This window comes from Pseudomonas sp. CCI3.1 (assembly GCF_034313985.1).
GTDB lineage: Bacteria > Pseudomonadota > Gammaproteobacteria > Pseudomonadales > Pseudomonadaceae > Aquipseudomonas > Aquipseudomonas psychrophila.
The window spans coordinates 4,797,728-4,822,616 of the sequence record NZ_JAVIWO010000001.1 but is presented as its reverse complement, the minus strand read 5'-3'; the positions used below and the strand labels follow the sequence as shown (position 1 = coordinate 4,822,616).

Annotated in this window: 23 protein-coding genes; 6 read left to right on the top strand and 17 right to left on the bottom strand. The window is 59.9% G+C overall.

Annotated features, from left to right (window positions below):
* Positions 1-72: 72 nt before the first annotated feature.
* Positions 73-330, top strand: a complete 258-nt coding sequence (locus RGV06_RS22220; RefSeq protein ID WP_322151425.1) for a terminase — start codon at positions 73-75, stop codon at positions 328-330.
* On the opposite strand, the gene RGV06_RS22215 is transcribed toward RGV06_RS22220, so the two are convergent.
* From RGV06_RS22215 to RGV06_RS22205, 3 genes are all read right to left on the bottom strand, one after another.
* Positions 331-1,128: an acyl-CoA thioesterase gene (locus RGV06_RS22215; RefSeq protein ID WP_019827569.1), complete on the bottom strand. Its 798-nt coding sequence runs from the start codon at positions 1,126-1,128 to the stop codon at positions 331-333.
* Between the two features lie 77 nt (positions 1,129-1,205).
* Positions 1,206-1,973, bottom strand: coding sequence for a CHAD domain-containing protein (locus RGV06_RS22210; RefSeq protein ID WP_322151423.1), 768 nt, complete (start codon positions 1,971-1,973; stop codon positions 1,206-1,208).
* A 28-nt stretch (positions 1,974-2,001) separates the two neighbouring features.
* Complete coding sequence (locus tag RGV06_RS22205; RefSeq protein WP_322151421.1) at positions 2,002-2,280, bottom strand: hypothetical protein; 279 nt, start codon at positions 2,278-2,280, stop codon at positions 2,002-2,004.
* 187 nt (positions 2,281-2,467) lie between these two features.
* Here RGV06_RS22205 and RGV06_RS22200 point away from each other — a divergent pair, with 187 nt between their 5' ends.
* Positions 2,468-3,517 (top strand): patatin-like phospholipase family protein, encoded by a 1,050-nt coding sequence (locus RGV06_RS22200; protein ID WP_019827563.1) that lies wholly within the window; start codon positions 2,468-2,470, stop codon positions 3,515-3,517.
* On the opposite strand, the gene RGV06_RS22195 is transcribed toward RGV06_RS22200, so the two are convergent.
* The 8 genes from RGV06_RS22195 to RGV06_RS22160 all read right to left on the bottom strand — a co-directional run bounded on the left by RGV06_RS22195 (position 3,484) and on the right by RGV06_RS22160 (position 13,403).
* Entirely contained in the window at positions 3,484-4,185 is a 702-nt protein-coding gene (locus RGV06_RS22195) for a response regulator (protein WP_046810293.1), read from the bottom strand. The two genes, RGV06_RS22200 and RGV06_RS22195, sit on opposite strands and share 34 nt — an antisense overlap.
* Before the next feature lie 36 nt (positions 4,186-4,221).
* The gene (locus RGV06_RS22190) at positions 4,222-6,888 is read right to left on the bottom strand and encodes a sensor histidine kinase (protein WP_019827559.1); all 2,667 of its coding nucleotides are present in this window, start codon (positions 6,886-6,888) and stop codon (positions 4,222-4,224) included.
* 131 nt (positions 6,889-7,019) lie between these two features.
* Positions 7,020-7,571, bottom strand: a complete 552-nt coding sequence (kdpC, locus tag RGV06_RS22185) for a potassium-transporting ATPase subunit KdpC (protein ID WP_322151418.1) — start codon at positions 7,569-7,571, stop codon at positions 7,020-7,022.
* 18 nt (positions 7,572-7,589) lie between these two features.
* Positions 7,590-9,662 (bottom strand): potassium-transporting ATPase subunit KdpB, encoded by a 2,073-nt coding sequence (kdpB, locus tag RGV06_RS22180; RefSeq protein ID WP_322151416.1) that lies wholly within the window; start codon positions 9,660-9,662, stop codon positions 7,590-7,592.
* 10 nt (positions 9,663-9,672) lie between these two features.
* A complete protein-coding gene (gene kdpA, locus RGV06_RS22175) occupies positions 9,673-11,367 on the bottom strand; it encodes a potassium-transporting ATPase subunit KdpA (RefSeq protein ID WP_046810290.1) in 1,695 nt (564 codons plus the stop codon).
* Between the two features lie 8 nt (positions 11,368-11,375).
* Positions 11,376-11,465: a K(+)-transporting ATPase subunit F gene (gene kdpF / locus RGV06_RS22170; RefSeq protein ID WP_037032648.1), complete on the bottom strand. Its 90-nt coding sequence runs from the start codon at positions 11,463-11,465 to the stop codon at positions 11,376-11,378.
* Positions 11,466-11,687: 222 nt separating this feature from the next.
* Positions 11,688-12,926, bottom strand: a complete 1,239-nt coding sequence (locus tag RGV06_RS22165; RefSeq protein ID WP_322151413.1) for a hypothetical protein — start codon at positions 12,924-12,926, stop codon at positions 11,688-11,690.
* 27 nt (positions 12,927-12,953) lie between these two features.
* A complete protein-coding gene (locus RGV06_RS22160) occupies positions 12,954-13,403 on the bottom strand; it encodes a YcgN family cysteine cluster protein (protein ID WP_016780096.1) in 450 nt (149 codons plus the stop codon).
* Positions 13,404-13,558: 155 nt separating this feature from the next.
* Here RGV06_RS22160 and RGV06_RS22155 point away from each other — a divergent pair, with 155 nt between their 5' ends.
* Complete coding sequence (locus tag RGV06_RS22155; RefSeq protein WP_019827552.1) at positions 13,559-14,152, top strand: nitroreductase family protein; 594 nt, start codon at positions 13,559-13,561, stop codon at positions 14,150-14,152.
* 101 nt (positions 14,153-14,253) lie between these two features.
* Here RGV06_RS22155 and RGV06_RS22150 read toward each other — a convergent pair whose 3' ends face one another.
* The 3 genes from RGV06_RS22150 to rnd form a co-directional block, all read right to left on the bottom strand.
* Positions 14,254-15,186, bottom strand: a complete 933-nt coding sequence (locus RGV06_RS22150) for a D-2-hydroxyacid dehydrogenase (protein ID WP_019827550.1) — start codon at positions 15,184-15,186, stop codon at positions 14,254-14,256.
* A 126-nt stretch (positions 15,187-15,312) separates the two neighbouring features.
* The gene (locus RGV06_RS22145; protein ID WP_019827548.1) at positions 15,313-15,606 is read right to left on the bottom strand and encodes a YcgL domain-containing protein; all 294 of its coding nucleotides are present in this window, start codon (positions 15,604-15,606) and stop codon (positions 15,313-15,315) included.
* Positions 15,603-16,736: a ribonuclease D gene (gene rnd / locus RGV06_RS22140; protein ID WP_322151408.1), complete on the bottom strand. Its 1,134-nt coding sequence runs from the start codon at positions 16,734-16,736 to the stop codon at positions 15,603-15,605. Before rnd ends, RGV06_RS22145 begins: the two co-directional genes overlap by 4 nt.
* 254 nt (positions 16,737-16,990) lie before the next feature.
* Here rnd and ampC point away from each other — a divergent pair, with 254 nt between their 5' ends.
* Entirely contained in the window at positions 16,991-18,151 is a 1,161-nt protein-coding gene (ampC, locus tag RGV06_RS22135; RefSeq protein ID WP_019827546.1) for a class C beta-lactamase, read from the top strand.
* Here the strand turns inward: ampC and RGV06_RS22130 are convergent.
* The gene (locus RGV06_RS22130) at positions 18,148-18,798 is read right to left on the bottom strand and encodes a class I SAM-dependent methyltransferase (protein WP_322151405.1); all 651 of its coding nucleotides are present in this window, start codon (positions 18,796-18,798) and stop codon (positions 18,148-18,150) included. The genes ampC and RGV06_RS22130 overlap by 4 nt on opposite strands.
* A 172-nt stretch (positions 18,799-18,970) precedes the next feature.
* On the bottom strand, positions 18,971-20,350 hold the full coding sequence (locus tag RGV06_RS22125; protein ID WP_048350858.1) for a glutamine synthetase family protein: 1,380 nt from the start codon (positions 20,348-20,350) through the stop codon (positions 18,971-18,973).
* A gap of 407 nt (positions 20,351-20,757) precedes the next feature.
* Here RGV06_RS22125 and poxB point away from each other — a divergent pair, with 407 nt between their 5' ends.
* Complete coding sequence (gene poxB / locus RGV06_RS22120) at positions 20,758-22,479, top strand: ubiquinone-dependent pyruvate dehydrogenase (RefSeq protein WP_046810286.1); 1,722 nt, start codon at positions 20,758-20,760, stop codon at positions 22,477-22,479.
* A 617-nt stretch (positions 22,480-23,096) separates the two neighbouring features.
* On the top strand, positions 23,097-23,444 hold the full coding sequence (locus RGV06_RS22115) for a DUF6124 family protein (RefSeq protein ID WP_019827542.1): 348 nt from the start codon (positions 23,097-23,099) through the stop codon (positions 23,442-23,444).
* A 284-nt stretch (positions 23,445-23,728) separates the two neighbouring features.
* On the opposite strand, the gene RGV06_RS22110 is transcribed toward RGV06_RS22115, so the two are convergent.
* Complete coding sequence (locus tag RGV06_RS22110) at positions 23,729-24,883, bottom strand: iron-containing alcohol dehydrogenase (protein WP_019827541.1); 1,155 nt, start codon at positions 24,881-24,883, stop codon at positions 23,729-23,731.
* Positions 24,884-24,889 lie beyond the last annotated feature (6 nt).

The window sequence follows — 24,889 nt, the reverse complement described above, 5'->3', positions numbered from 1 at the left end:
AGGACGGCCATAAATCTATGATTTGTTTATCCGGTTCAGCGACAGCTGAACCCTCGAACAAGGAGAGCAATCATGGGCAAACGTCATCCAAACTTACCGGCCTGGCAATGGCGCTCCAACCCGCAAAGCCATCAGGGCAGCACGCATCAGGCAATCAACCTGATCGCGATACCTATCTTGATAGTGGCTTTTCTGCTGCTGGTGTCGGGGGTTTTCAGTGAGAACGCCACGAGCGCGGTGATCGGTCTGGTTGCCTTGTTTGCGGCGCTGATCCTGCAACACCAGGGCAGCAAGCTCGACAGCAAGACGGATAACAGCCAGACCTTCTGATCAGCCGAAGACGGCTACGGTCTGACGACTGATTGCTATCAGCTCGCCACCCGGCGTCCACAAATTGGCAGCCACATGACCGTAGCCGTCACGGGCATGCTCGATGACCGCCAGGTATTTGCACCACTCCAGCGTGCTGGCTTGGGGCAATGGCTGTACGAACTCGATGGTCCAGGTCAGCGTGCTGCCCGCTGTAGGCTTGTTCAGCAGCGGCAACAGCGCTGGTGGCCAGGCATCGACCAGTGCCAGCAAGTGGGTTTCTGTCAGAGGTTCGTCCTGCACATCCCCGGCAAGACGAATCCACCCTCCCATTTCCCGCGTACCGCGGCCTGTAAACGGCAAGGCGCCAACGGCCCATGCCATGGACAGGTGACGCATGAACTCAGGGGTTACGCCCTTGATATAGGGCAATAGCGGGCATTCGGCCGGGGCCTTCATCTCAGGAGCTGGCACGCTGTCGACGCTCACCGCTGACTCCCGTGATGCGCCAAAACTGCCTTGTACCAGGGTCACTACTTGACCCTTTTGCACAGCGCGACCCACTACCTGGCTGACGGCCCGACCTTCACGCAACACTTCGACCTCAAAGCTGATCGGCACATCCGCCTCGACAGGGCCGACAAAACTCACCGCAAGCGAACGCAACGCACGCTCGTCAGACACATGAGCGCGCATGGCTTCGTACTGCAAAGCCACCACCAAACCACCGAAGCTGGCACGTCCCTGCCCCCAGTCTGCCGGGATTGTTACGTTCAGGGGCGTGTTGCGCACTGCCGCAACCAATTCGCAAAACTGCATGAGCACCTCAAAACAGAAAAATATGACGGGATACTACCCATCCATCTGACTCTGCACAGCGCTGAATCGGCCAAAGATCAGGAGTGGAAGCAAGCCGCACTCAATTTGACCAGCGCCTTGTCAGCCCGTTTCTCACCCCGTTCAAGGGTCGCCTGCCATTGAGCGACACAAGGCTGCAAATCGGCCTGTTGTTCGGCTTGCAACAACCACTGCCAGGCATCGTGCCACTCGCCCAAGGCCTGTTGCGCGCCCTTGAGCCGCGTCACAACCAGAGGCGGCAACTGATTCAACTCAGGGTAGGCCTCAGCGGCATAGCGCACGCGCTTGATCAACAGCCTGACGCGATGGCGGTCATGGCCCGGATCATTGAGGGCTGTTTCCAGGGTTTGCCACTGCTTTTCCAGGACCTTTTCGATCCGCTTGCGCAAACCGCGCAGCAAGCCTTCACGCTCGGCGGCCCGCAGAAAGCGTGGAAACACATCGAGGATCATCAACAGCTGAGCCAACTGCTCACTGTCAGCCACCCGGGCATAACTGCCGGACAACTGTTGCAGACGACGTTGTGCCTGAATCGGGTAGCCCTTGTCCTGCAAGTGCGCCGCAAGCACTTCAAGATCGCGCAAGGGGGTAGTCAAAACGCCCACCTGGGACGCCGACATTTCCAGTTGCACCACGCCCGGCAAGCCACGCAATGGTCGCAACAGGCTGCGTAAACGACGCACCGTGGTGCGCAGATCATGCAGGGCCTCAGGGTCCGTATCGGCTTCAAGACGCGCCTGACAGGCCAGCAGCCTGACCTCCAGGCGCACAACGTTTGCAACTATCCGGTCAACCAGCTCAGACATCCTCACCCTCCACCCTCACTGCGCCGGCTCAACGTCCGGCGCGGGATTCACGAATATAGAAACGCGCCTTTTCGGCTTTGTTGGTGCAGCCCTCAAAGGCTTCAAACTGCTGCTGGGTTTTGGCTGCCGTCAACAAGGACAACGCCTTGGAGTAGCTGACGGTGCCGGCAAAGCCTTCTGCCTTGGCCAGATCCAGCTCATGCCAGGCCGCATCCAGGTTCGTGGCACAGGTATCGCGATAAGCCTTGGTTCCCGCACAACCTGCCAATGCCAGTGCAATCAACGGCACACACATCCATGCTTTCATGGTTTTTTCCTCAAAATTAAATGTTTAGTGCAATCTCAGACGAACAACCTGCACAAAAGTGCCACAACGCAAAGATCAAAACATCAACAGAGCCTAGCCTAGCCTCTAGATACGGGTTCATGTCAAAAGCTGTCCCTACGACTCACAAAAAGGCATTGTGGGTCACTGTCAGGCAAAGGTGGGGCTCATGAAAAAACGTATTGCATTGGTATTGGGCTCCGGCGGTGCACGAGGCTATGCCCATATTGGCGTGATTGAAGAGCTTGAGAGTCGGGGCTATGACATTGCCTGTATCGCCGGTTGTTCGATGGGCGCGGTGGTCGGCGGAATTTATGCGGCCGGCAAGCTTGATCTGTATAGCGACTGGATTCAAAGCCTGGACTACCTCGACGTGTTGCGCCTTGTAGACGTCAGCTTCCGACTGGGCGCGATTCGCGGCGAAAAAGTCTTCGGCCATATCCGCAACATCGTCGGTGAAATCAACATCGAAGACCTGCGCATCCCCTACACGGCTGTCGCCACCGACCTCACCCATCAGCAAGAAATCTGGTTTCAGGAGGGCTGCCTGCACCAGGCCATGCGTGCCTCGGCGGCAATTCCCAGCCTGTTCACCCCGGTGATGCAAGGCAACCGCATGCTGGTCGACGGCAGCCTGCTCAACCCGCTCCCTATCGTGCCGGTGGTTTCCAGCCATTGCGACCTGATCATCGCCGTCAACCTCAACTCAACCCATCAAAGCAATTACCAACTGCCCGTTATCCAGCGCCCGGCCGCGTTTAAAGGGCGCTTTGACAACCTGATGACATCACTGGGCTCGCGCATACCGTTTCGTAACAAACACGCCGAGCAGTTGCTCAACCTTGAGCAGGAAATGCTCAAGCCACTGGTCGAACCGCTGAGTCAGGAACAGCCCAATCCCTGGCTTGACTCGGGCCAACCTGCCAGGCCCGGTTCAGGAGAGGGTTCGCCCAAGTCGGCTACCGGCTCAGTCATCATCGACAACGTGGGCCCGGCCTCACTGCTGGACTTGATCAACCAGAGTTTCGAAGTGATGCAGACCTCGTTGGCGCAATACAAGATTGCCGGTTACCCGCCGGACATTCTGATCAACGTGCCCAAGCGGGTGTGCCGTTTTTTTGAGTTCTACAAGGCTGCGGAGCTGATCGCACTGGGCAGAATGATCGCCAAGGACACCCTGGACCGTTATGAAAAGGACGCGGCGTCCAACAACCGATAACCGACCCCGGCCTCGGTCACGATAAACCGGGGCCGGGTCGGGTCATCCGCCAGCTTCTGACGCAAATGGCCGACAACGATGCGCAGGTAATGGCTGTTCTCGATATGGGTGGGGCCCCAGATATCCTTGAGCAATTGCTGCTGGGTGATGACCCGCCCGGGATGGCGCGCCAGTTGCGCCAGCACGGCGTACTCCTTGCGTGTCAGGGCCACCTCGACGCCTTCGAGCAACACCCGGCGAAAGGCCAGGTCAACGGTCAACGGACCGAGCTCGAGCGCCGACGCCTGAACCTCGCCCGCAGGCGCCTGACGCAGCAACGCACGGATCCGCGCCAAAAATTCCTGAATACCGAAAGGCTTGGTCACGTAATCGTTGGCCCCGCCGTCCAGTGCCTGGACTTTTTGCGCTTCGCTGGCGCGCACCGAAAGTACCAGCACCGGCACGCTGGACCACTCGCGGAATTCGCGCAGTACCTGTTGGCCGTCCATGTCCGGCAAGCCCAAGTCAAGCACCAGCACATCGGGTCGCTTCAGCGCCGCCTGGCTCAACCCTTCGGCGCCTGTCGCAGCCTCAAGCACGGTGTAGCCCTGGGATACCAGACTGATACGCAAGAACTTGCGAATTTGCGGTTCATCGTCGATGACCAAAATAGTCGCGCTGTGGCTCATGGCTTCTGATCGTGGCAAAGAGGTGGCCCAAGAATATCAGTCTTCACGTTCCGGCCCTTCATTCTCGAGGCCCGGCTGCACGCTGACCGGCAAATACAAGGTGATGCACGTGCCCTGCCCGCCGATGCCGTCGCCGACAGTGATGCGCCCGCCGTGGGCGCCCACCATGCCCTGGCAGATTGCCAGACCAAGGCCCGTGCCCTGCCCGCCACGATCGCCACGGGCAGCGGTGTAAAACATGTCGAAAATCTTCGCCCGGTCTTCCTCCGGGATTCCCGGTCCCTGATCACCGACGGCAAACCACAGCTCACTTTCGTCCGCGCCTGCCGTCAGTTGCAAATGCCCGTGGGGCGGTGAAAAGCGCGCGGCGTTTTCCAGCACATTGACCAGCGCCTGCTCAATCAATGCACCGTGTACGTGCAGCAGCGGCAATTGTGGCGGCACATCCACCTGCACCTGCAAGGGCGCCAGCACCGCACGCAGACGGTTCAGCGCACTGCCTGCAATGTCGGCGGGCGATACCCAATCACGGGCCAGCTTCAATGCACCGTGGCCCAGCCGGGTCATGTCCAGCAGGTTCTGGATATAGCGATCCAGCCGCTCCGCCTCATCACGCGTGCCCTCAAGCAATTCGCGCCGGTCGGCCAAGGGAATTGCCTCTCCCAATGCCAGCAAGGTGTCGATGCTGCCACGCATGCTGGTCAGCGGCGTGCGCAGATCATGGGACACCGACGCCAGCAGCGCACTGCGCAACTGCTCGGTTTCGCCGTGCAGGCGGGCAGCTTCCAGGTCCTGGGCCAAACGTGCGCGAGCCAGCGCCTGAGCCAGGGGTTGGCTCAAAGCCATCAGCAAACGACGTCGCTGGCCGCTGAGTTGCTGCCCTTGCTTGGGGCACACCCCGAGCAAGGCCAACGGTCCTTCCTCGGCGCTTATCGGCCACCACCACCAACGCCCCATCGGCAAGGTGCCCGTACCCTTGCCTGCGGGCTGGTCATGGGTCCAGGCCCAGTCCGCAGCGGCGCGCTCGGCTTCGGAAAACTGCAACGGCCCGCCTGTTTCAACGTCCCAGCCGCCATTGTCATTGCGATTGAGCAGGCACACATCCAGCTCTTTCCAGCCGCTCAAGTGCTGACCGGCCGCACTGACCACGGCCTTGCGATCGGTGGCGGCGGTGAGCTTGCGCGACAGATCGAGTAACTCGGTGGTTTCTTGCTGGGTATCGCGCAAGGCCTGCAATTGCCGACGCTGACGGGCCGCTAGGTTGCCGGTCAACGCCGCCATCAGCAAAAAGAACACCAGCGTGAGCACGTCTTCTTCGCGCTGAATGCTGAAAGAAAAATTGGGCGGGATGAATAGAAAGTCATAGGCCAGAAATGACATGGCCGCACAGGCCAGTGACGGCCCCAGACTGCTGCGTACAGCCACCAGCAACACAGCGGCCAGGAACACCAGGGAGATATTGGGCAGCGCCAGCACGCTGGACACCCCCCAGGCCAGGGCGCTGGCCAATACCGTGGCAACCAGCGCCAGCCCGTAGTCAAACCACACCAGCGAATGTTCACGCCGGCTGACGGTCGGCGCTGGAGATTGCTCGTTATCGAGCACGTTGATTTCCAGGCCATGGGAATCGCGCAACAAGCGCGCCGCCAGCCCGCCACCCAAAAGCCGCCGGCGCCAGGTCAAACGCGACTGGCCCACCAGCAGCAAGCTGGCACGGCGCTCACCGGCGTGCTGGATCAGGGTTTTGGCTACTTCACCGGCACGCAGCAACACCACTTCGCCGCCAAGGCGCTCCGCCAGTTGCTGAGCGCTTTGCAGGCGCAGGCGTGATTGCTCGTCACGTACCGTGCCGTTGTCGACATGCACCAGGCTCCAGGGCAAATGCCTACGTTCGGCAACCCGGCTGGCGTGACGCACCAGACGCTCGGCATGCTCATCGCCATCGATCCCGACCAGTAACCGGCCGCGCAACGCCGGGGCCGATTGCCCCTGCTGGCGATAGCCTTTGTCCAGTTCATCGTCGACGTACACGGCCGCCGTCTGCATCGCCAGTTCACGCAGGGCGTTGAGGTTGGTCTGGCTGAAAAACGCATCAATCGCTGCCCGCGCCTGTTCCGGCACATACACCTTGCCCTCGCGCAAACGCTCCAGCAGTTCACGGGGCGGCAGATCGATCAGCAACAGTTCGTAGGCTTCCTGCACGATCCAGTCCGGCAGGGTTTCACGCACTTGCACCCCGGTGATACCCCGCACTTGATCGTTAAGGCTTTCCAGGTGCTGGACGTTGACCGTGGTGTACACATCGATTCCGGCAGCCAGCAGTTCCTGCACGTCCTGCCAGCGCTTGGCATGCCGGCTGCCAGGGGCGTTGCTGTGGGCCAGCTCATCGACCAGCACCAACTTGGGCCTGGCCGCGAGCAATCCATCAAGGTCCATTTCTTCGAGCTGCACGCCGCGATATTCCGAGCGCAGCATCGGCTGCTGCGCCAAGCCATTGAGCAACGCCTCGGTCTCGGCCCGGCCATGGGTTTCGACGACCCCGGCCAGCACCTGAACCCCTTGGCGCAACTGAGTGTGAGCGGCTTGCAACATAGCGTAGGTCTTGCCCACGCCGGGTGCCGCGCCAAGGAACACCTTGAGCCGGCCACGGCCTGCGCGTGGCAAATCAGCTAACAGCGCATCGGCGCGACCGGAATGACTCATGGGTTTACCTGTAAATCGGGTGTGTGTATGTGACCTGTGGGAGCGGGCTTGCTCGCGATGCAAACGATGCGGTCGTCAGATAAACCGCAGTGCTGCCATCGCGAGCAAGCCCGCTCCCACACATGAAGGTGTCAGTTGTTGAGCTGCGCCAACGCCCGATTCAACAGCAAGACGTTAACCACCGGCGGCCCCACCAGCGGCTGCTCGGTATGTTCAGCCACCAGCTGCTCGACGGACTGCACCGGCACATTGCGCGCAGCAGCTACACGGGCCAGTTGATAGCGTATTGCCTCTGGTGGCAAGTGCGGGTCCAGCCCGCTGCCCGAGGTGGTCAGCAAAGCCAGTGGCACCGGGCCCTGCCCCGGCACGGCGAGCTGGGTGGCGCTGTCCTTGACCCGCGTGGCCAGTGCCGGGTTGCTCGGCGCCAGGTTACTGGCCGAACTGGCCACTGTGGCATAGGTCCCCGCCGATGGCCGGGGGTGAAACCAGGTGTCGCCACTGAAGTCCTGAGCGATCAGCGCCGAGCCCAGCACCTTGCCAGCGCTGTCGCGCACCAGGCTGCCATTGGCCTGCTCCGGGAACGCCAGTTGCGCAATCCCGGTGACGGTCAGCGGGTAGATCACGCCGGTGATGGCGGTCATCAACAGCATCAGGCTCAGGGCCGGACGTAGAAAAGTAGTCATGGGGAAATCCTCCAATGCTTAAACCAGATGCAGCGCCGTGAGCAGCATGTCGATCAGCTTGATGCCCACAAACGGCACCACCAGCCCGCCCACGCCATAGATCAGCAAGTTGCGACGCAGCAAGTGCGCAGCACTGGCCGCCTGAACACGTACGCCACGCAATGCCAGCGGGATCAGCACCACGATAATCAATGCGTTGAACACGATGGCCGACAAAATCGCGCTCTGCGGACTGCTCAGCCCCATCACGTTCAGCACGCCCAATTGCGGATAGATCGAAGCAAATAACGCGGGCAGGATCGCAAAGTACTTGGCCACGTCGTTGGCGATCGAGAACGTGGTCAACGCGCCACGGGTCACCAGCAACTCTTTGCCGATTTGCACCACATCAAGCAGTTTGGTCGGATCGCTGTCGAGGTCGACCATATTTGCCGCTTCGCGGGCAGCCTGGGTGCCGTCGTTCATTGCCATGCCGACATCAGCCTGGGCCAGGGCCGGGGCGTCGTTGGCACCATCACCGCACATGGCCACCAGCCGCCCGTCATTCTGTTCATGACGAATACGCGCCAGTTTTTTCTCCGGTGTGGCCTCTGCCAGCACGTCATCCACTCCCGCTTCGGCGGCAATCGCTGCGGCGGTCAGCGGGTTGTCGCCCGTGACCATGACGGTGCGAATCCCCAACGTGCGCAATTCAGCGAAGCGCTCGCGAATTCCCGGTTTCACCACGTCCTTGAGATGGATCGCACCTAATAACTTTCCTTGGGCGCACACCAGCAACGGGGTGCCGCCGCTCTGGGCAATCTTGTCGATTTCCCGCGACAGGGCGGGCAACAGTTCGCCGCGCTTGAGACCGACAAACGCCAGCACCGAATCCACAGCCCCTTTGCGGTACACCTGGCCGTTGTAATCGATCCCCGACAGACGGGTTTCGGCCGTGAACGGCACCGGGCTGAAGTCAGACCCCGGCAGCTCAGGCAGGGCGTACTGGCCCCGGATGAACTCAACGATGGATTTGCCTTCGGCCGTCTCGTCCGCCAGCGAGGCCCGCAACGCGCCTTCGGCCAGCTCTTTGGCCGTCACGCCGGGGGATGCATACAACGCCGTGCAGCGACGGTTACCGAAGGTGATCGTGCCGGTCTTGTCGAGCATCAGGACATGTACATCACCCGCTGCTTCAACCGCCCGCCCTGACTTGGCGATCACGTTGAGGCGCACCAGACGGTCCATCCCGGCAATGCCAATGGCCGACAGCAAGCCGCCAATGGTGGTCGGGATCAGCGTGACCAGCAGCGCCACCAAAAACACCAGCGGCAAGCTGCCACCGGCAAAGTAGGCAAACGGCTGTAAGGTCACGACCACGATCAGAAAGATCAGGGTCAAGCCGATCAACAGGATATCCAGCGCCACTTCATTGGGGGTTTTCTGGCGTTTGGCACCTTCGACCAGGGCGATCATGCGGTCCAAGGTCGACTCGCCGGGATTGGTGCTGATTTGCACCAGCAGCCAGTCACTCACCAGTCGCGTGTTGCCGGTCACCGCCGAGCGATCACCGCCCGACTCACGGATCACCGGCGCAGACTCACCGGTAATCGCTGCTTCGTTGACCGCGGCAATCCCCTCGATGACTTCGCCGTCTCCGGGGATCATCTCCCCCGCTTCGACGCGCACCACATCGCCCTTGCGCAAACGGGTGGCGGGCACCACTTCAAAACTGCCCGTGGCGGTACGCCGACGAGCACTCAAGCCTACGCTGCCAGCCTTGAGGCTGTCGGCCCGGGCTTTGCCCCGGCCCTCGGCCAACGCTTCGGCAAAGTTGGCGAACAACACGGTAAACCACAGCCACAGGGCGATTTGCACGGCCACTGCGGTGGGCACCGCAGGCTCTGGCATAAAGCACAGCACCGTAGTGAAAATCGCCGTCAGTTCAACCACCAGCATGACCGGCGAGCGCTTGAGCTGACGCGGGTCGAGCTTGACGAAGGCTTGCAGCAGCGCCGGGCGCCAGATGTCGGCGAACGAGGTTTTGGGTGATTCGGGCGCCTTGGCCTCAGGAGTGGGTGTCAACTTTGAAACAGGAGCAGGCATTGTCATCATCGTCTCCTTAGAAGCCCGGGGTCAGTTGTTCAGCGATAGGGCCAAGGGCCAACGTCGGCAAAAAGGTCAAGCCGCCCACCAGCAAAATGGTCATGGTCAACAGCGCCACAAACAGCGGGCCGTGGGTTGGAAAACTGTTCTGGCCGATGGGCGCGGACTTCTTCTGCGCCAGGCTACCGGCCAACGCCAGCACCGGCAGGATGTAACCGAAGCGCCCGATCAACATGCCCAGCCCCAGCATCAGGTTGTAGAACGGCGTGTTGGCATTGAGCCCGGCAAACGCCGAACCGTTGTTGGCACTGGCCGAGGTAAAGGCGTAAAGCACCTGGCTGAAACCGTGGGGCCCTGGGTTGCTGACCGAGGCCACAGCACTGGGCAGCACGGCGGCAATCGAACCCAGTACCAGCACGCCCACCGGCATTACCAGTAAGGTCACCACCAGCAACTGGACTTCCTTGGCTTGCAGCTTTTTACCGAGGTACTCGGGGGTTCGCCCAATCATCAGACCGGCGAGGAACACCGCGATCAACACGTTGAGCAACATGCCGTAGAGCCCTGCGCCCACGCCGCCGAAGATCACTTCGCCGACCATCATGTTGACCAGCGCCACCATCCCGGTCAGCGGGTTGAGGCTGTCGTGCATGCCGTTGACCGAGCCGTTGGAGGCCGACGTCGTGGTTTCGGTCCAGAGCACCGTACCGGTGGTGCCGAAGCGCACTTCCTTGCCTTCCAGCGGTGCCGTCTGCTCAACCAGCGGGCTGTTGAGCGCCGGGTTCGGCTGATACTCGGCATACAGCGCCGTGCCGCCGCCGATCAGGAACAAGGCCAGCATGCAGGCCACAATCGCCCGGCTCTGGCGCAGATCCTTGACGTAGTGGCCGAAAGTGAACACCAGCGCCACCGGGATCAGAATGATCGAGGCCAGCTCGAACAGGTTGCTCCAGGCCGTTGGGTTCTCGAACGGGTGCGCGGAGTTCACCCCGAAGAAGCCACCGCCGTTGGTGCCCAATTGCTTGATCGCAATCTGGCTGGCGGCAGGCCCAAGGGGAATCACTTGATCCACGCCTTGCAGGGTCACGGCATTGACGTAATGAGCGAATGTTTGCGGCACGCCCTGCCAGACCAAAAACAGCGCCAGCACCACACACAGCGGCAGCAAGCCGTAGAGGGTGGCACGGGTCATGTCGACCCAGAAGTTGCCCAGGGTATGCGCCGAGCGACGGCTGATGCCACGGCACAGCGCAACCAGCACGGCCAGACCGGTGGCCGCGCTGACGAAGTTCTGCACGGTCAGGCCGGCCATCTGGCTGAAGTAGCTCAGGGTCGCTTCACCGCTGTAGCTCTGCCAGTTGGTGTTGGTGACAAAACTGACGGCAGTGTTGAACGCTTGCGTCCACTCCTGGCCCGGCAGCTGCTGCGGGTTAAGGGGCAAATACTGCTGAAGCAACAGAATCGCAAACAGCAACACAAAGCCCATCAGGTTAAAGACCAGCAGGGCCAACGTGTATTTCTGCCAGCTTTGCTCAATGCCCGGGTCTACCCCGGCGATGCGATAGCAGACTTTTTCGACGGGGCCCATTACCGGGGTCAGCCAGGTACGCTGGCCTTCCATCACCTTGTAGTAAAAGCGTCCCAGCCACGGCGCCGGCAACAGTACCAAGGCAAAAAAGGCGAGGATCAGCCCATAGTCATAACTGTGCATACCCGCTCCTAGTTCCGGTCTGCGCGCAACAGCGCAACCAGCAGATAAACGAACAGCGACACTGCCAACAGCAGTGACACCCCATCCAGAACGCCCATGGCAACTCTCCCGAAGCGGCACTTGCCGCGTAGGGAGAGAGTGTGGGGAGTGAGGGCGTAAAGGATCGAGATCGAGAGGGATGCGGGGGCGTAAAGAAGGCGTAAAGAAGCTGGCAAAACACGGTGGGAGCGGGCTTGCTCGCGATGGCGGCGACGAGATGTGCCAGTTAAACCGCAGCGATCCGATCGCGAGCAAGCCCGCTCCCACACCAGAGGTTGGGGTCAGCGCAACAGCGGGGTGTCCAGCACCTCGGAGTGGCCACCGAGCACGCTTTCGCTCAACTGGATAAAACTCGCGGTATTGACCTTGTCCATGCGCATCAGCGCCTGGCTGACGTCATCCAGCGAACGTTTGTTATGGGTTTGCAAACGAATCTCGCGGTCCAGCGACTGCAATAGCGTGACGGCCCGCGCAACCATTGCCGGGCCGGCCTGCTGGCCGCGCAGTCGGGTGACGGTTTTACCGGCTGCTGTGAGCTTGTGCTGCAGGGTTTGATAGCGCTCGTCACTCATGCCGCCCGCACGGCGCATCAGTTCGATGGCGTAGTACTCGCTCAAGCCTTCACCGATCCAGTCGTGGCCCGGCTCGTCATTGATGCCGCTGAATACCTGCACCACTTCACGCAACAGCGTGCTGGTGCCATTCTCACTGACCAGCGGCAGTCCGCTGTAAAGGTAAATCGAGTTGCGCGCCGCAGCACCGCCCTTCCACATCGGGTTGCCCGCACCGACAATCAGCAACTTGGGCGGGTTGCGCGGGAACACGGCCTGAACTTGCGGCCAGACAAACGTCAACAAGGTCAGCACATCCATGCGGTGCATGCCTTGGCCCTTGGGCGCACTTACCGTGACTTCGGTTTCACCCACTGTGGTGCGACGGCTGCCCAGGTTACCCGCCAGCATCCAGCCGGTGGGACGGTCAAACAGACGCGAGACATCATCGATGCGGAAGCGGTTCTTGCCGATACGCGGCCAGGCGGTTTCGACGCTTTTCCAGCCATTGGGCAACTCGAACTCAAGGCGAGACACCAGTTCGACGCCATCTTGCTGATCGAGGTTGGCGGGCGGAACCAGCTGTTCGCCGCGAAACAAGGCCCAATCGGGTGTTATCCGGTTGTCAAAGCTGCCGTTCTTGCGCGGCTGGTTCAAGCGCACACGGTAGCTCAGGCTGGCATTACCCGGTGCGGGACGCCACACGCCGCGACCGTGGGCAGGGTCGGCGCTCAATTGCCATTGTCCGTCGGCCTTGAAATCGGTGTAACTGCCCTGCTCCCCGAGGTCGAAATCCAGGCTGCGCACGGCCGCCCCCTCGCCAAGGGTCAGCCGTACCTCGGCCTGATCGCTTTTGGGCAACAGTCGCACGTGGTAGTTGAGATCGACTTTTTGCGAAGCCCACAGCGGTCCGCAGGCCAATATCAGCAGCAGACTCAGGCCCCGGGGCCATTTGCAATGCAGCGCCATACACACTCCTTTGCTGCGCTGCGGCACTTAACCGGCGCGGAAAATCAGATGATCTTCCCAGTCGTCTTCAGGCACGCTGCCTTCAGCAAGCATGCGCCCCGACTGCGAAATGCGTTCATGGTGTACAGCGTCCGGGTCACCGCAGACCAGGTGGTGCCAGAGCGGCAAGTCCTTGCGCTCGCTGACCAGGCGGTAGCCGCAGGTCGGTGGCAGCCATTTGAATTCCTCGGCCTTGCCCGGCGACAGCTGAATGCAGTCCGGAACCGAATCACGACGGTTAGGGTAGTCGGTGCACTGACAGGTCTTCAGATCAAGCAGTTTGCAGGCAATACGCGTGTAGTAGACGCTGTTGTCGTCTTCATCTTCGAGCTTTTGCAAGCAGCACAACCCGCAGCCGTCGCACAGCGACTCCCATTCCTCTTGATCAAGTTGATCGAGGGTTTTGCGGATCCAGAACGGTTCAACGATTGCGGCCATGGCTCAAACATCAACATCAGGGAGTGGAAAAGGCCGCCAGTCTAGTGCCCAAGGCCCTTGGGGCCAAGGGCTTGTCGTCAGACTTGTCACCTTGACGACATCACAGTAGTTTTAGGCCCTGAATTAATACGTAACATTTACCTCAGGAAACCGCCATGCCTGCTAACAGCCGTAAAGCCGATCACTCGATTGACGAGCAATTTACCCTGCGCTGGTCACCCCGCGCCTTTACCGACGCGACCATCGACAAAGCGACCCTGATGAGCTTTTTCGAAGCGGCGCGCTGGGCGCCTTCGGCCTACAACGCGCAACCCTGGCGCTTCTTGTTTGCCCTTCGCGGCACTCCGGACTTTGACCGTTACCTGAGCCTGCTGGTGGAGTTCAACCAGGGCTGGGCCAAGCACGCCGCCGCACTGGTGGTGATTGTTTCCAAAACCTCCTATGCCGCACCGGGCACCACCGAAGAAAAACCTGCACCCACCCACGCGTTCGACACCGGCGCGGCCTGGGGCCATCTGGCACTGCAGGCGCATTTGAGCGGCTGGCATACCCACGGCATGAGCGGTCTGGATTTCGAGCGGGCGCGTAAAGAGCTGAAAATCCCTGAGGGTTACGCGGTGCAGGCCATGGTTGCCATCGGCAAGATCGGCGACAAGTCGACGTTGGTGGATTACCTGCAGGCCAAAGAAGTGCCAAGCCAGCGCGAGCCACTGAGCAAGCTGGTGGCTGAAGGCGATTTCAGCCTGTAATCAAGGCCCTTGTGGGAGCGGGCTTGCTCGCGATGCAAACGACGCGCGCTATCTGGTCAACCGCGTTGATGCCATCGCGAGCAAGCCCGCTCCCACAGGTTTCAATACCCGCGTTCGAAATCCACTTCGCCACGCAGTGCCTCGCCCGCCTGAAACGCCCGCAAGTTGTCGACAAACAGCTGCACCATCATCGGTGGCGAGGTTGGCGCCGAGCTGTGGCCTGTGAGCAGCAACCCCCAGGCGGTCCAGAAGGGATGTTTGGCTGGCAGTGGCTCCTGACGGCAAACATCGATCACCGCACCCGCCAGATGCCCCACTCGCAGGGCCTCGACCAAATCGGCATCCACCACCGCAACGCCGCGCCCGGCATTGATAAACACGGCATTGGGATTGAATTGTGCAAACAGCTGCGCATCGTAGACGTCATGGGTGTCGGCCGTATTGGGCAGCAGATTGATCACGTAATCCATCTCCCCCACCATGCGCGGCAAATCGCTCAACACGCCTACTTCCTTGAACGGCGCCAATTCTCGCGCGGTCGTGGCGATGGCATACAGCTCAACGCCAAAGGGCAGCAGAAATTGAGCCACGGTTTGGCCAATATCCCCGGCCCCGACGATCAATACCTTGCGCCCCACCAGGCTCTGGCCCATGCGGTTGTCCCACTTGCGTTCGACCTGGCTGACCAGACGGGCCATGACTTCACGCTCGTGGCCGAGCATGTAGGTCAACACGTATTCGGCCATCACCTGGCCAAAAATACCGACCGCACGGGTCAGACGGTATGAACGTGGCAAACCGTCAGCCAATAACGGTGTAATCCCCGCCCAGGTCGACTGCAACCAGTCCGGCGTATGGCCCTGACGCAACAGGGTGGCCAACAGATCCGGTTGCCCCAGCCATACCTGGCACTCGCCAGCCAGGCGCGACAGTTGTTCGGAGTCCCCGCTGGAGTGCACCTCAAGATCCGGTGCGATACGTTGCAGAAGTTGGGTGTAGAGCGGGTAGTCTTTCTCGGCGATCAGGATGCGCATGTTTCTAACCTTTCTAAACCACTGCCAGCACCCGTCGCCGAGGTTTGCCTCGGAGCGTTCGGCCACCGCCAATCAAAATGAGTCCGTTTAAGACAGGTGCCCGGAGCCGGACACCTGGCGCTGCACTTACATCGGGTCGTTGCGACGTAGCAGCTCTTCGGGCAAGTGCTCGATATATTCGTCTTCGGCCGGTGGCATTTGCAAGTGGTAGCCCTGGGTCTCCAGGTTCTCCAGCACCTTGTGAATGTCTTCGCGAGACAGGGCTCGCTCCGGGCTCAGTACCAGGTCAAAGGCATGGAATGGCTTGCCAAAGGCTGCCAGCAAAGGTTCCGGCACGCGCTCCAGAGCATCGGCCTTGAGCACATAAAGATACATTTCGTTGCGTTTGGTGCTGCGATAAATAGAACAAATACGTTTCAAGACAGTTCTCCAGCGGTGGCCAGGCAATCGAGCAAGGCCTGGCCCATCAGCTCACGGCGCCAGCCGCGCAGTGATTCCGGCAATTGATAGGGGCCATTGGGGAAGCCGCTTTTTAGCAGGGCTTCCAGGGTTTTCTTGCGCAGCATCAGTTCCGGCGCAATGTTCAGGCGCTCGGCCTGTGCCTGGCCGATGGCACGCAGACGCTTGATCTGCAGCGCCGCCTCGACCGGCAAAGGCTCGGGTACAGCGGGCGGCCACTCTTCTGGCGGTAGACTGCCAGCACGCTTGATCAGATCAAGCAAAAACTCACCATCCTGACGCACGGTGCGCGGGTGCATGTCTTCAATACGAGCCAGCGCGACCAGATTGTCGGGCTGCGTCTTGGCCAGCGGCCATAGCGCATGCTCACGTATCACACGGTTACGCGGCAGATCCCGGGCGCGGGCTTCGTGCTCGCGCCAAGCGCAAATTTCACGCAATACAGCCAACTGAGCCCGCGACAGTTTCCACGCCAACTTGGCTTCGCGATACACCTCGTAAGGGTCAACTTCGCGGCGCAGGTTGGCGACAAGTTCGGCGCCATCTTCCAGCACCCAGCTGTATTTTTCTGCCGACAGACGCGGATGCAGCAATTTGTAGACTTCAGCCAGATGCACGGCATCTTCGGCGGCGTAGCTGATCTGGGTTTCAGACAAAGGGCGTTGCAGCCAGTCAGAGCGGGTTTCGCCTTTGGGCAGGTCGATATCCAGCACTTCCTTGACCAGGCGCGAGTAGCCCATGGAGAAGCCCAGGTTCAGGTAGGCCGCTGCCAGTTGGGTGTCGAACAAAGGTACCGGCAAGCTGGAAGTCAGGCGCAGCAAAACCTCAAGATCTTCGCTGCACGCGTGCAGGACTTTAACAACCGATGTGTTTTCCAGCAGGTCAGCCAGTGGCTGCCAGTTGTCGATGGTCAACGGGTCAATCAGATAAGCCCGTGTACCGTCGCCAATCTGGATCAGGCCGGCAATGGGATAAAAGGTGTCGACCCGCATAAATTCGGTGTCGAGGGCTACGAACGGCAATTTTTGCCATTCGGCGCAATGTTGGCCGAGGCTATCGTTGTCGCGAATCCAGTGAATATCGATGGCCACACGGCTCTCCCTTGAAGAATGGCGCGCAGTATATATCGCCCTCATGGATTTCCGGACATCGACTCGTCATGTTGTACGCGAAAAAACCTACGAAAGTTGAGTCAAAATCCTGCACCTACTTGCCATTATTACCGGTAGGTTGCCTGACTTCAGGCTCCATACGATTTGTTACAACACATTATGTGACAAGCCGATCGGACTAGACGGTGTCGAGACGAGTAGATTTGCGCCCTATAAAAACCGAGGAGGATCCAATGAAAATGTCCTGCAAGCTGTCAGCAATGACTTTCTCGCTGGTAGGTCTTTGTGCCTTTGCCAATGCTGCCCTGGCTCAAACCCCTGAGCCCGAACTCGATGCCGTAGTGCAAAACGGCGCCAGACACGTTATGCAAGCGTACGCAGTACCCGGCATGGCCATCGCAATCAGCGTCAACGGCAAGCAACACTTTTATAATTTCGGCGTGGCGTCAAAGGCGACTCAAGCACCCGTCACCCCCGACACGCTGTTTGAGGTCGGTTCCATCAGCAAGGTATTTACTGCCACCCTGGCCACTTATGCCCAAGCCAAGGGGCAGCTTTCGCTCAACGATACGGTCGCCACCTACGAGCCCGAACTCCAGGGCACGCCTTTTGGCAAGGTGACGCTGACCCATCTGGCCACCCACACGGCAGGCGGATTCCCTTTGCAGGTGCCTGACAGCGTGCAGGACGAACGCCAACTGATGGACTACCTCAAAGCCTGGAAGCCGGTGTTCCCGGCGGGCACACAACGCAGTTATGCCAACCCGAGCATCGGCATGCTCGGCGTGATTGCCGCCAAAAGCATGAACATGCCTTTTACCCAGGCCATGGAACAACACCTGTTCCCGGCGCTGGGGCTTAACAGCACCTACCTGACGGTGCCCGCGAGCAAAATGCCACTGTATGCCCAAGGCTATAACAAGGACGATGAACCGGTGAGGCTGAACCCGGGTGTACTCGGCAACGAAGCCTACGGCGTGAAGACCACTGCCCGTGACCTTGTCCACTTCACCGAACTGAGTCTGGGACAGGGCAACGCCAGCCCTTTGATTCGCAGGGCATTGACCGATACACGCACAGGTTATTTTCGCGTGGGGCCCATGACTCAGGACCTGATCTGGGAGCAGTACGCTTATCCCGTCGAACTCAAGTCATTGCGGGTGGGCAACTCGAACAAAATGGCCTACGAAAACAACGGCGCCATCGCCCTCAACCCGCCACTGGCGCCACAGCAAGCGGTGTGGGTCAACAAGACCGGCTCAACCAACGGTTTCGGGGGTTATGCGGTTTTCGTGCCTTCAGAGCAAAAATCGATTGTCATCCTGGCCAACAAAAACTACCCGAACGACGCACGTGTCGAATTGGCGTACGACATTTTGAAAGCCCTGAATTAAGTGTCCTTACGCAGGATGTAGATGCTGCCCATCCCACAACCGGGCAGCACTTCGTACTGTTTGAAGATACTGAAACCCGCCCGTTTGAACTGAGCTTCAATATCGCCCTTGCTCACCACGATGCGTTGCGGGTCATTGACCCGCTGCGCCTCACTACCAATCGGCACTGACAAAATCAGGCTGTCACGGCTGACCCGGTGAAGTTCACGCAAAATAGCCAGCCGATGATCTGCGTCACGCACATGGTGGAACAGCTGCATGCAAAAAATGCAGTCCACCGCGTTCTCGGAAATATCGATGGAGAACACCGAGCTTTGAAACAGCTTGATACGCGCCAGCAAGCTGGCCGGGTGGTGGGTCTGGGCATGATTGAGCATGGCTTGCGACGAATCCGAGGCCAGGATCACCCGATTGCCGTGCTCGGCCAACACGGGCCAGAAAAGTCCTGCACCGCAAGCCAGATCCAGTACCAGCCCCGGCTCGCCCGCCACCTTCAGCGCACGACGGACCAAACGTTTTTCGCGCCACAACGCCAGCCGGCGAACAACCCCCAGGGGCTGTGTTTGCAGGCAGACCTTCGCATGCTCGCGGTCATAACGCTCGGCGAACTCATGCTCAATATGGGTAGAAGGTGGCTGCGATGACATGGCCCGCGAACTCTTGTGTTTGATGATGATCGACGCAGAGATTATCGGGGCACCAGTGAAAAAATTGTCACGCAAGCATGAAAACCATTTGATCACCCAAAACCTCGTAGCAGCTGCCGTAGGAACGAGGCTGCGTCCGACGGCAGCTGCTACGCGGATTCGTGGTCAGTCATTACGCCTGCTGCAAATACCAACGCCAGTCCTGTTCACCAACCTCGCCCATGAACTGCCGGTATTCGGAGTTCTTGACTGCCAGGTACACCTTCAAGAACTCTGGCCCCAATGCCTCTTTCGCCCACTGCGAACCCTCCAGCGCGCGCAAGGTGGTCAGCCAGTCGGTCGGCAGCATTTCGGTGGCCTGGGCATAACCATTGCCTTCAATCGGAGCGCCAGGATCCATCTGCTCGCGAATACCACGATGAATACCGGCCAGAATGGCAGCGGCGGCCAGGTACGGGTTGGCGTCGGCACCACAAATACGGTGTTCTATGTGCCGCGAAAACGCAGGACCGCCCGGGACCCGCAAGCTGACAGTGCGATTGTCCACGCCCCAGGTCGCTGCCAGCGGGGCATAGCTGTTGCTCTGAAAACGGCGATACGAGTTGGCATTCGGGCAAAACATCAATAACGAATCGAGCAAGGTACTGAGCATCCCCCCCACCGCCTGCTTGAGTAACGGCGTACCCTGCGGGGCCTCACTGGCAAACAGGTTGTTGCCCTCCTTGTCGGCCAGGCTCACATGCATGTGCATGCCGGTGCCAGCCAGATCATCAAAGGGCTTGGCCATGAAACAGGCAACCATCCCGTGCTTGTGCGCCACGCCCTTGACCAGGCGTTTGTAGCGCACGGCCTCGTCCATCGCTTGCAACGCATCGTTGCGGTGCTCCAGGGTGATTTCCACTTGCCCCGGTGCGTATTCGGAAATCGCCGTACGGGCCGGAATCCCTTGCAACTTGCAGGCGCTGTAAAGATCGGCCAAAAACGGCTCGATTTGCTCCAGCTCACGCAACCCGTAGACCTGAGTGGCACGCGGACGCTGACCATCGGCATCGCGCGCCGGTTGCGGCCGACCGTTGCTGTCACGCTGTTGATCGAGCAGATAAAACTCCAGCTCTGCCGCCATCACCGGGTAGTAACCATCGGCCTTGAGGCCGTCGATCACCTTGGCCAACAGGTGCCGGGGGTCTGCCACGGTGGCGGGCATGCCCTGCTGCGGGTGCATGCTGACTTGCACCGCGGCTGTCGGAATCAAGCGCCACGGCATGCGCTGCAAACTGCCGCTGATGGGGTAAGCGCGACAATCGATATCACCCACATCCCAGACCAGCCCGGTGTTTTCCACATCATCGCCATTGATGCTCAACCCCAAAATTGTGCTCGGCAGCGGCCGACCGCTTTCGTACACCGCCAGCAGTTCGTCGCGGTGCAGCAACTTGCCACGAGGCACGCCGTTGTTATCGATGATGAACAGCTCGAACATCTCGATGTCCGGGTGCTGTTCCAGAAAATCCAGGGCGTCTTGGAGCGGGGCAAACGTGGTTGAGGCACTCATGGCAATACTCGTAGATTCGTATCAGGCAGGCGCCCCCCTTGAGGGTACGCGACAGTCAGGATTTAACGGCTAACGAGCATCCGGCGGGCGGGCATGGCGGCAGTGAAACAGGGCCCAGAAGGCCAGTTCTGAGGGTAGGCATGGCACACGCCGCACGGCAGGAGCGCGCGACTGCCGTTGGCACTGAATACTGCTCAGACCACGCCTCATACCTGCAACCGTTGCCAAAAAGGGAACCCAGCCTCACACGGCAGGCCCGTTTGTTTAAATGCAGAGTTTTATACCTTTGGTTACACCTGCGCTAAACATTCCCATGCCGAAGGCCGGTGAACGTTTCAAAGACCGGCAAGGTCGCATGCAGTGTCTATCCTGCTTGATCCACCTTACTGCTTCGAGGAGCCAGCCCCATGACCAGAACGGTTGCCGATTTCATCACCGAAACCCTGCAGCAAGCCGGCGTAAAACGCGTGTTTGGCGTGGTGGGCGATTCCCTCAACGGGTTTACCGATGCCCTGCGCCGCCAGGAGCAGATCGAGTGGATCCATATGCGCAACGAGGAGTCCGCCGCTTTTGCCGCCGGGGCCGAGGCCCATCTGACCGGCGAGCTGGCGGTATGTGCCGGCAGTTGCGGACCAGGCAACCTGCACTTGATCAATGGCCTGTTCGACGCCCATCGCAGCGGTGTACCGGTGCTGGCACTGGCCGCCCATATTCCCGGTAGTGAAATCGGTATCGATTACTTCCAGGCCACCCACCCTGAAAGCCTGTTCAAGGAATGCAGCCACTACGTCGAGTTGGTGTCCCGCGCCGAGCAGTTGCCGCAGATTCTGGAGCGGGCCATGCGCATGGCCATTGCCAAACGCGGAGTGGCGGTGGTGGTAATCCCCGGCGATGTGGCGCTGCAGGCCACCGAGGCCAAGGTGCCGCAATGGCTAAAGCCTGCCCAGCCGATGATTTGCCCTGCCCCGGCCGATATCGACCGGCTGGCGTCGTTTCTCAATGATGGCAAGAAAGTCACGCTGCTGTGCGGCGCAGGCTGTGCCGGCGCCCATGCGCAAATCCTGGCACTGGCCGAACGCTTGCAAGCGCCCATCGTGCATGCCCTGCGCGGTAAGGAACATGTCGAATACGACAACCCTTATGACGTCGGCATGACCGGCCTGATCGGCTTCGCCTCGGGGTACAAGGCGATGATGAACTGCGACACCTTGCTGATGCTCGGGACCAATTTTCCGTATCGCCAGTTTTACCCGCAGCACAGCTATATCGCACAAATTGACTTGCGCCCTGAAGCACTGGGCAACCGTTGCCCGCTGCAATTGGGGCTGCTGGGCGATGTAAAGCTGACGCTTGAAGCAGTGCTGCCCAAAGTGATGCAAAACCCGGATCGCGCCCACCTCGATGCTGCCCGCGATGACTACAAAAAAGCCCGCGACGACCTCGATGCACTGGCTGAAAGCGGCCCCGACAGTTCGATCATCCACCCGCAATACCTCAATCGTCTGGTCAGTGAGCTGGCGGCAGAGGATGCGATTTTCACCTGCGATGTCGGCACGCCCACCGCGTGGGCTGCTCGTTATTTGAAGATGAACGGCAAACGTCGCCTGATCGGCTCGTTCAACCACGGCTCCATGGCCAATGCCATGCTGCAGGCCATCGGTGCGCAAGCCACATTCCCTGATCGCCAGGTCATTTCAATGTCTGGCGATGGTGGTTTCACCATGATGATGGGCGACTTTCTGACCCTCAATCAGGTGGGTTTGCCGATCAAGGTCATTGTGCTCAACAACGGCACCCTGGGCTTTGTGGAAATGGAAATGAAAGCAGCGGGCTTCCCGGATGTAGGCTGCGACCTGAAAAACCCGAACTTTGCGGCAATGGCCCAGGCCATGGGCGTGAAAGGGATTCGGGTGGAGCATCCCGCAGAGCTGGAAGCGGCGTTGCGTGAAGCGCTCAGCCACGATGGCCCGGTGCTGGTGGACGTGGTCAGCGCTCGTCAGGAGCTGGTCATGCCGCCGACCAAAACCTTCGAACAGGCCAAGGGTTTCGGCCTGTTTATGCTCAAAACAGTGATGGACGGCCGCGCACGGGAGCTGATCGATCTGGCCAAAGTCAATTTGTGGCGTTGAGCAATTCTGTAGGTACTCTGATGCCGGTCAAACGCGCGCCTCTAGTGGCTGCGCGCAAAACAGGTATTTCGATTACATATCCAGCATTTGTGTCCAACTGAAATATTGATTTCGCCCCTGGGGCGAGGTGGGTGGTACTCGCGATCCGTAGCAGCTGACTACGAAACCTGTAGTCGCTGAGGAGCGAAGCGAGGCTGCGAGGAGTTGCGCAGCGACCCTGCTTGAAGGTCCTTCGGCCCTTATCGCAGCCTGCGGCAGCGACTACACGGGGTGTTCAGGCCTTGGAAATCAGTCATTTCGTACGACGTTTCGCTTTCATTCTTGTGAAACATCCGAGAAGATTCCGCTCGCTTGCGCCTGTCCATTTCGGGGAATAGTCTCGGCCAATCGCTGCAAAACAGCGGTTGGGTTTAGTCGCCCGACGTGTACATTCGGCGCAAGGCGCCACCTCCGCGAGGCGCTTTTTTACGGCCTGCGTTTTATGGTGGCCGTGCGCAGGGCGCCTTCGAGCGCGCCGGTTTTTCCGAATGTACCGGTCGACTAACCTGCGCACGGCTGCCTCCCATTTGCTTAGTCGCGAGTGCTGGCAGCTCCTTGAGTACAATCGGAGTTACGCCATGAAAAAAATCACCCCCGATCCCCCTGCTTTACCCCTCGATGCTGCTGACAGTCACGACCCGTTGCTGGACCGTGCCGCCGTCGAACGTGCGCTCAATTACTACCTGCAAAACCATAAGCCTTATCGCCCTATAGGCACGGCCATGCTGGCCATCCCGCACAGTGTCAATTCAGAAGCGGCTTTGGCCCAGGCGTCAGACTTGTTGCGCTGTGCGGGTGCTTGCGCGAATGAGGCGGGGAATGGCCTGAGCGGGCCTGCGCGCGATTTGGTGTTGTCGGTCATGCACTTGGTGGAGCTGGCCAAGGGGTATGTCGACAAGTCGCTGGACACACTGGCAACGCACTGAAGCAGCACGCGCCTGATTGGCGACAGGCGCGTCATTGCTCAATGACGGAAGGGTTTCTGTAGCAGCTGACGAGTAGAACGAGGCTGCGTCCAGCGTGATGCGGTACCCCGACGTAGCCGTCGTAAAATCAGCTTTCACGGTTTATCAGGCATACCGCGTGTACTGGCTTTGCGACCGCTTCTCGATCGAACGTAGCCTCGTTCTACTCGTCAACTGCTACGACGCGTAGTTGACGACGAAACCTGTAGTCGCTGAGGAGCGAAGCGAGGCTGCGACGGGTTCCACTAGTAAATGCTTCGGTAAATGGCCTCCACGTCTTGCTCGGTCATGTCACAGGGATTGCTGTCGATCAGCCGACGAATACCCACCACCACCTCGCTGGCCATCACCGGCAGTGACGCTTGATCCACGTTCAAATTCGACAGGCGCTGCTCTAGACCACTGTCTTTGACCAGCCCCTCAACGGCCTGGACAAACGCTTCGGCGGCGCTGGCCTCATTGTCAAAATGCTGGCCTGGCAGCAGGTGCGCGGCCAGTTCGGCGTAGTGGCGCTGAGCGCTGGCCAGGTTGAAACGGATCACCGGCGCCATGACCAGGGCATTGGCGTGGCCATGAGGGATATGAAACCGTGCACCCAGCGGGTAGGCCAACGCATGAATGGCCGCTACCGACGCATTGACGAACGCCATGCCAGCCATCAATGAACCTTGCAACATGGCGGTACGCGCTTCCAGGTCCCGACCGTTGGCCAGAACCTTGGGCAGGTTGGCACCGAGCAGCGCCAAGGCCGATGTTGCCAGCCCATCAGAAATCGGGTTTTTACGGGTGCGACTGGTGTAGGCCTCAATGGCATGCACCATCGCATCCAGCCCCGTAGCCGCAGTCACTTTCGCTGGCAGACCAAGGGTCAGTTGCGGGTCGAGAATCGCCACGTCCGGCAGCAACTGGGGCGAATAAACCGCCTGTTTGCGCTGTTGAGCGTCGGTAATCACCGAGACCCACGTCACCTCAGAACCGGTGCCCGAGGTGGTGGGCATCAACACCAGCGGCGTGCGCTGGCCCTGAGCCTTGTCGGTCCCGTACAAGTCTTCCAGGGATTGCTCGCTGTTGATCAGCAATGCCACCAGTTTGGCCGCATCCAGCGAACTGCCACCGCCCAGCCCCAGCACGCCATCGGCCTTGAAACCTTGCGCCTGTTTGACTGCCTGCTCGACCAGCGTCGATGACGGATCGGGCGCGACCTGATCAAACACTGCCACTTCGCAACCCGCAGTCTCAAGCACCGCCTGAGCCTGCCCGGCAAAACCCAGGCTGACAATGCCCGGATCACACACCAGTATCACGCGCTGTGCACCCAGGCCTCTGAATACGGAGCCGACTTCCTGTAATGCTCCGGCCTCACAGATGATGCGCGGCACACTTCTGAATTCATGGTTCATGCTTAA

Bases quoted from the DNA above. Each gene is read 5' to 3' on its own strand.
- RGV06_RS22220 (WP_322151425.1), top strand. From the start codon at position 73: ATGGGCAAACGTCATCCAAACTTACCGGCCTGGCAATGGCGCTCCAAC.
- RGV06_RS22215 (WP_019827569.1), bottom strand. From the start codon at position 1,128: ATGCAGTTTTGCGAATTGGTTGCGGCAGTGCGCAACACGCCCCTGAAC.
- RGV06_RS22210 (WP_322151423.1), bottom strand. From the start codon at position 1,973: ATGTCTGAGCTGGTTGACCGGATAGTTGCAAACGTTGTGCGCCTGGAG.
- RGV06_RS22205 (WP_322151421.1), bottom strand. From the start codon at position 2,280: ATGAAAGCATGGATGTGTGTGCCGTTGATTGCACTGGCATTGGCAGGT.
- RGV06_RS22200 (WP_019827563.1), top strand. From the start codon at position 2,468: ATGAAAAAACGTATTGCATTGGTATTGGGCTCCGGCGGTGCACGAGGC.
- RGV06_RS22195 (WP_046810293.1), bottom strand. From the start codon at position 4,185: ATGAGCCACAGCGCGACTATTTTGGTCATCGACGATGAACCGCAAATT.
- RGV06_RS22190 (WP_019827559.1), bottom strand. From the start codon at position 6,888: ATGAGTCATTCCGGTCGCGCCGATGCGCTGTTAGCTGATTTGCCACGC.
- kdpC (WP_322151418.1), bottom strand. From the start codon at position 7,571: ATGACTACTTTTCTACGTCCGGCCCTGAGCCTGATGCTGTTGATGACC.
- kdpB (WP_322151416.1), bottom strand. From the start codon at position 9,662: ATGACAATGCCTGCTCCTGTTTCAAAGTTGACACCCACTCCTGAGGCC.
- kdpA (WP_046810290.1), bottom strand. From the start codon at position 11,367: ATGCACAGTTATGACTATGGGCTGATCCTCGCCTTTTTTGCCTTGGTA.
- kdpF (WP_037032648.1), bottom strand. From the start codon at position 11,465: ATGGGCGTTCTGGATGGGGTGTCACTGCTGTTGGCAGTGTCGCTGTTC.
- RGV06_RS22165 (WP_322151413.1), bottom strand. From the start codon at position 12,926: ATGGCGCTGCATTGCAAATGGCCCCGGGGCCTGAGTCTGCTGCTGATA.
- RGV06_RS22160 (WP_016780096.1), bottom strand. From the start codon at position 13,403: ATGGCCGCAATCGTTGAACCGTTCTGGATCCGCAAAACCCTCGATCAA.
- RGV06_RS22155 (WP_019827552.1), top strand. From the start codon at position 13,559: ATGCCTGCTAACAGCCGTAAAGCCGATCACTCGATTGACGAGCAATTT.
- RGV06_RS22150 (WP_019827550.1), bottom strand. From the start codon at position 15,186: ATGCGCATCCTGATCGCCGAGAAAGACTACCCGCTCTACACCCAACTT.
- ampC (WP_019827546.1), top strand. From the start codon at position 16,991: ATGAAAATGTCCTGCAAGCTGTCAGCAATGACTTTCTCGCTGGTAGGT.
- RGV06_RS22130 (WP_322151405.1), bottom strand. From the start codon at position 18,798: ATGTCATCGCAGCCACCTTCTACCCATATTGAGCATGAGTTCGCCGAG.
- RGV06_RS22125 (WP_048350858.1), bottom strand. From the start codon at position 20,350: ATGAGTGCCTCAACCACGTTTGCCCCGCTCCAAGACGCCCTGGATTTT.
- poxB (WP_046810286.1), top strand. From the start codon at position 20,758: ATGACCAGAACGGTTGCCGATTTCATCACCGAAACCCTGCAGCAAGCC.
- RGV06_RS22115 (WP_019827542.1), top strand. From the start codon at position 23,097: ATGAAAAAAATCACCCCCGATCCCCCTGCTTTACCCCTCGATGCTGCT.
- RGV06_RS22110 (WP_019827541.1), bottom strand. From the start codon at position 24,883: ATGAACCATGAATTCAGAAGTGTGCCGCGCATCATCTGTGAGGCCGGA.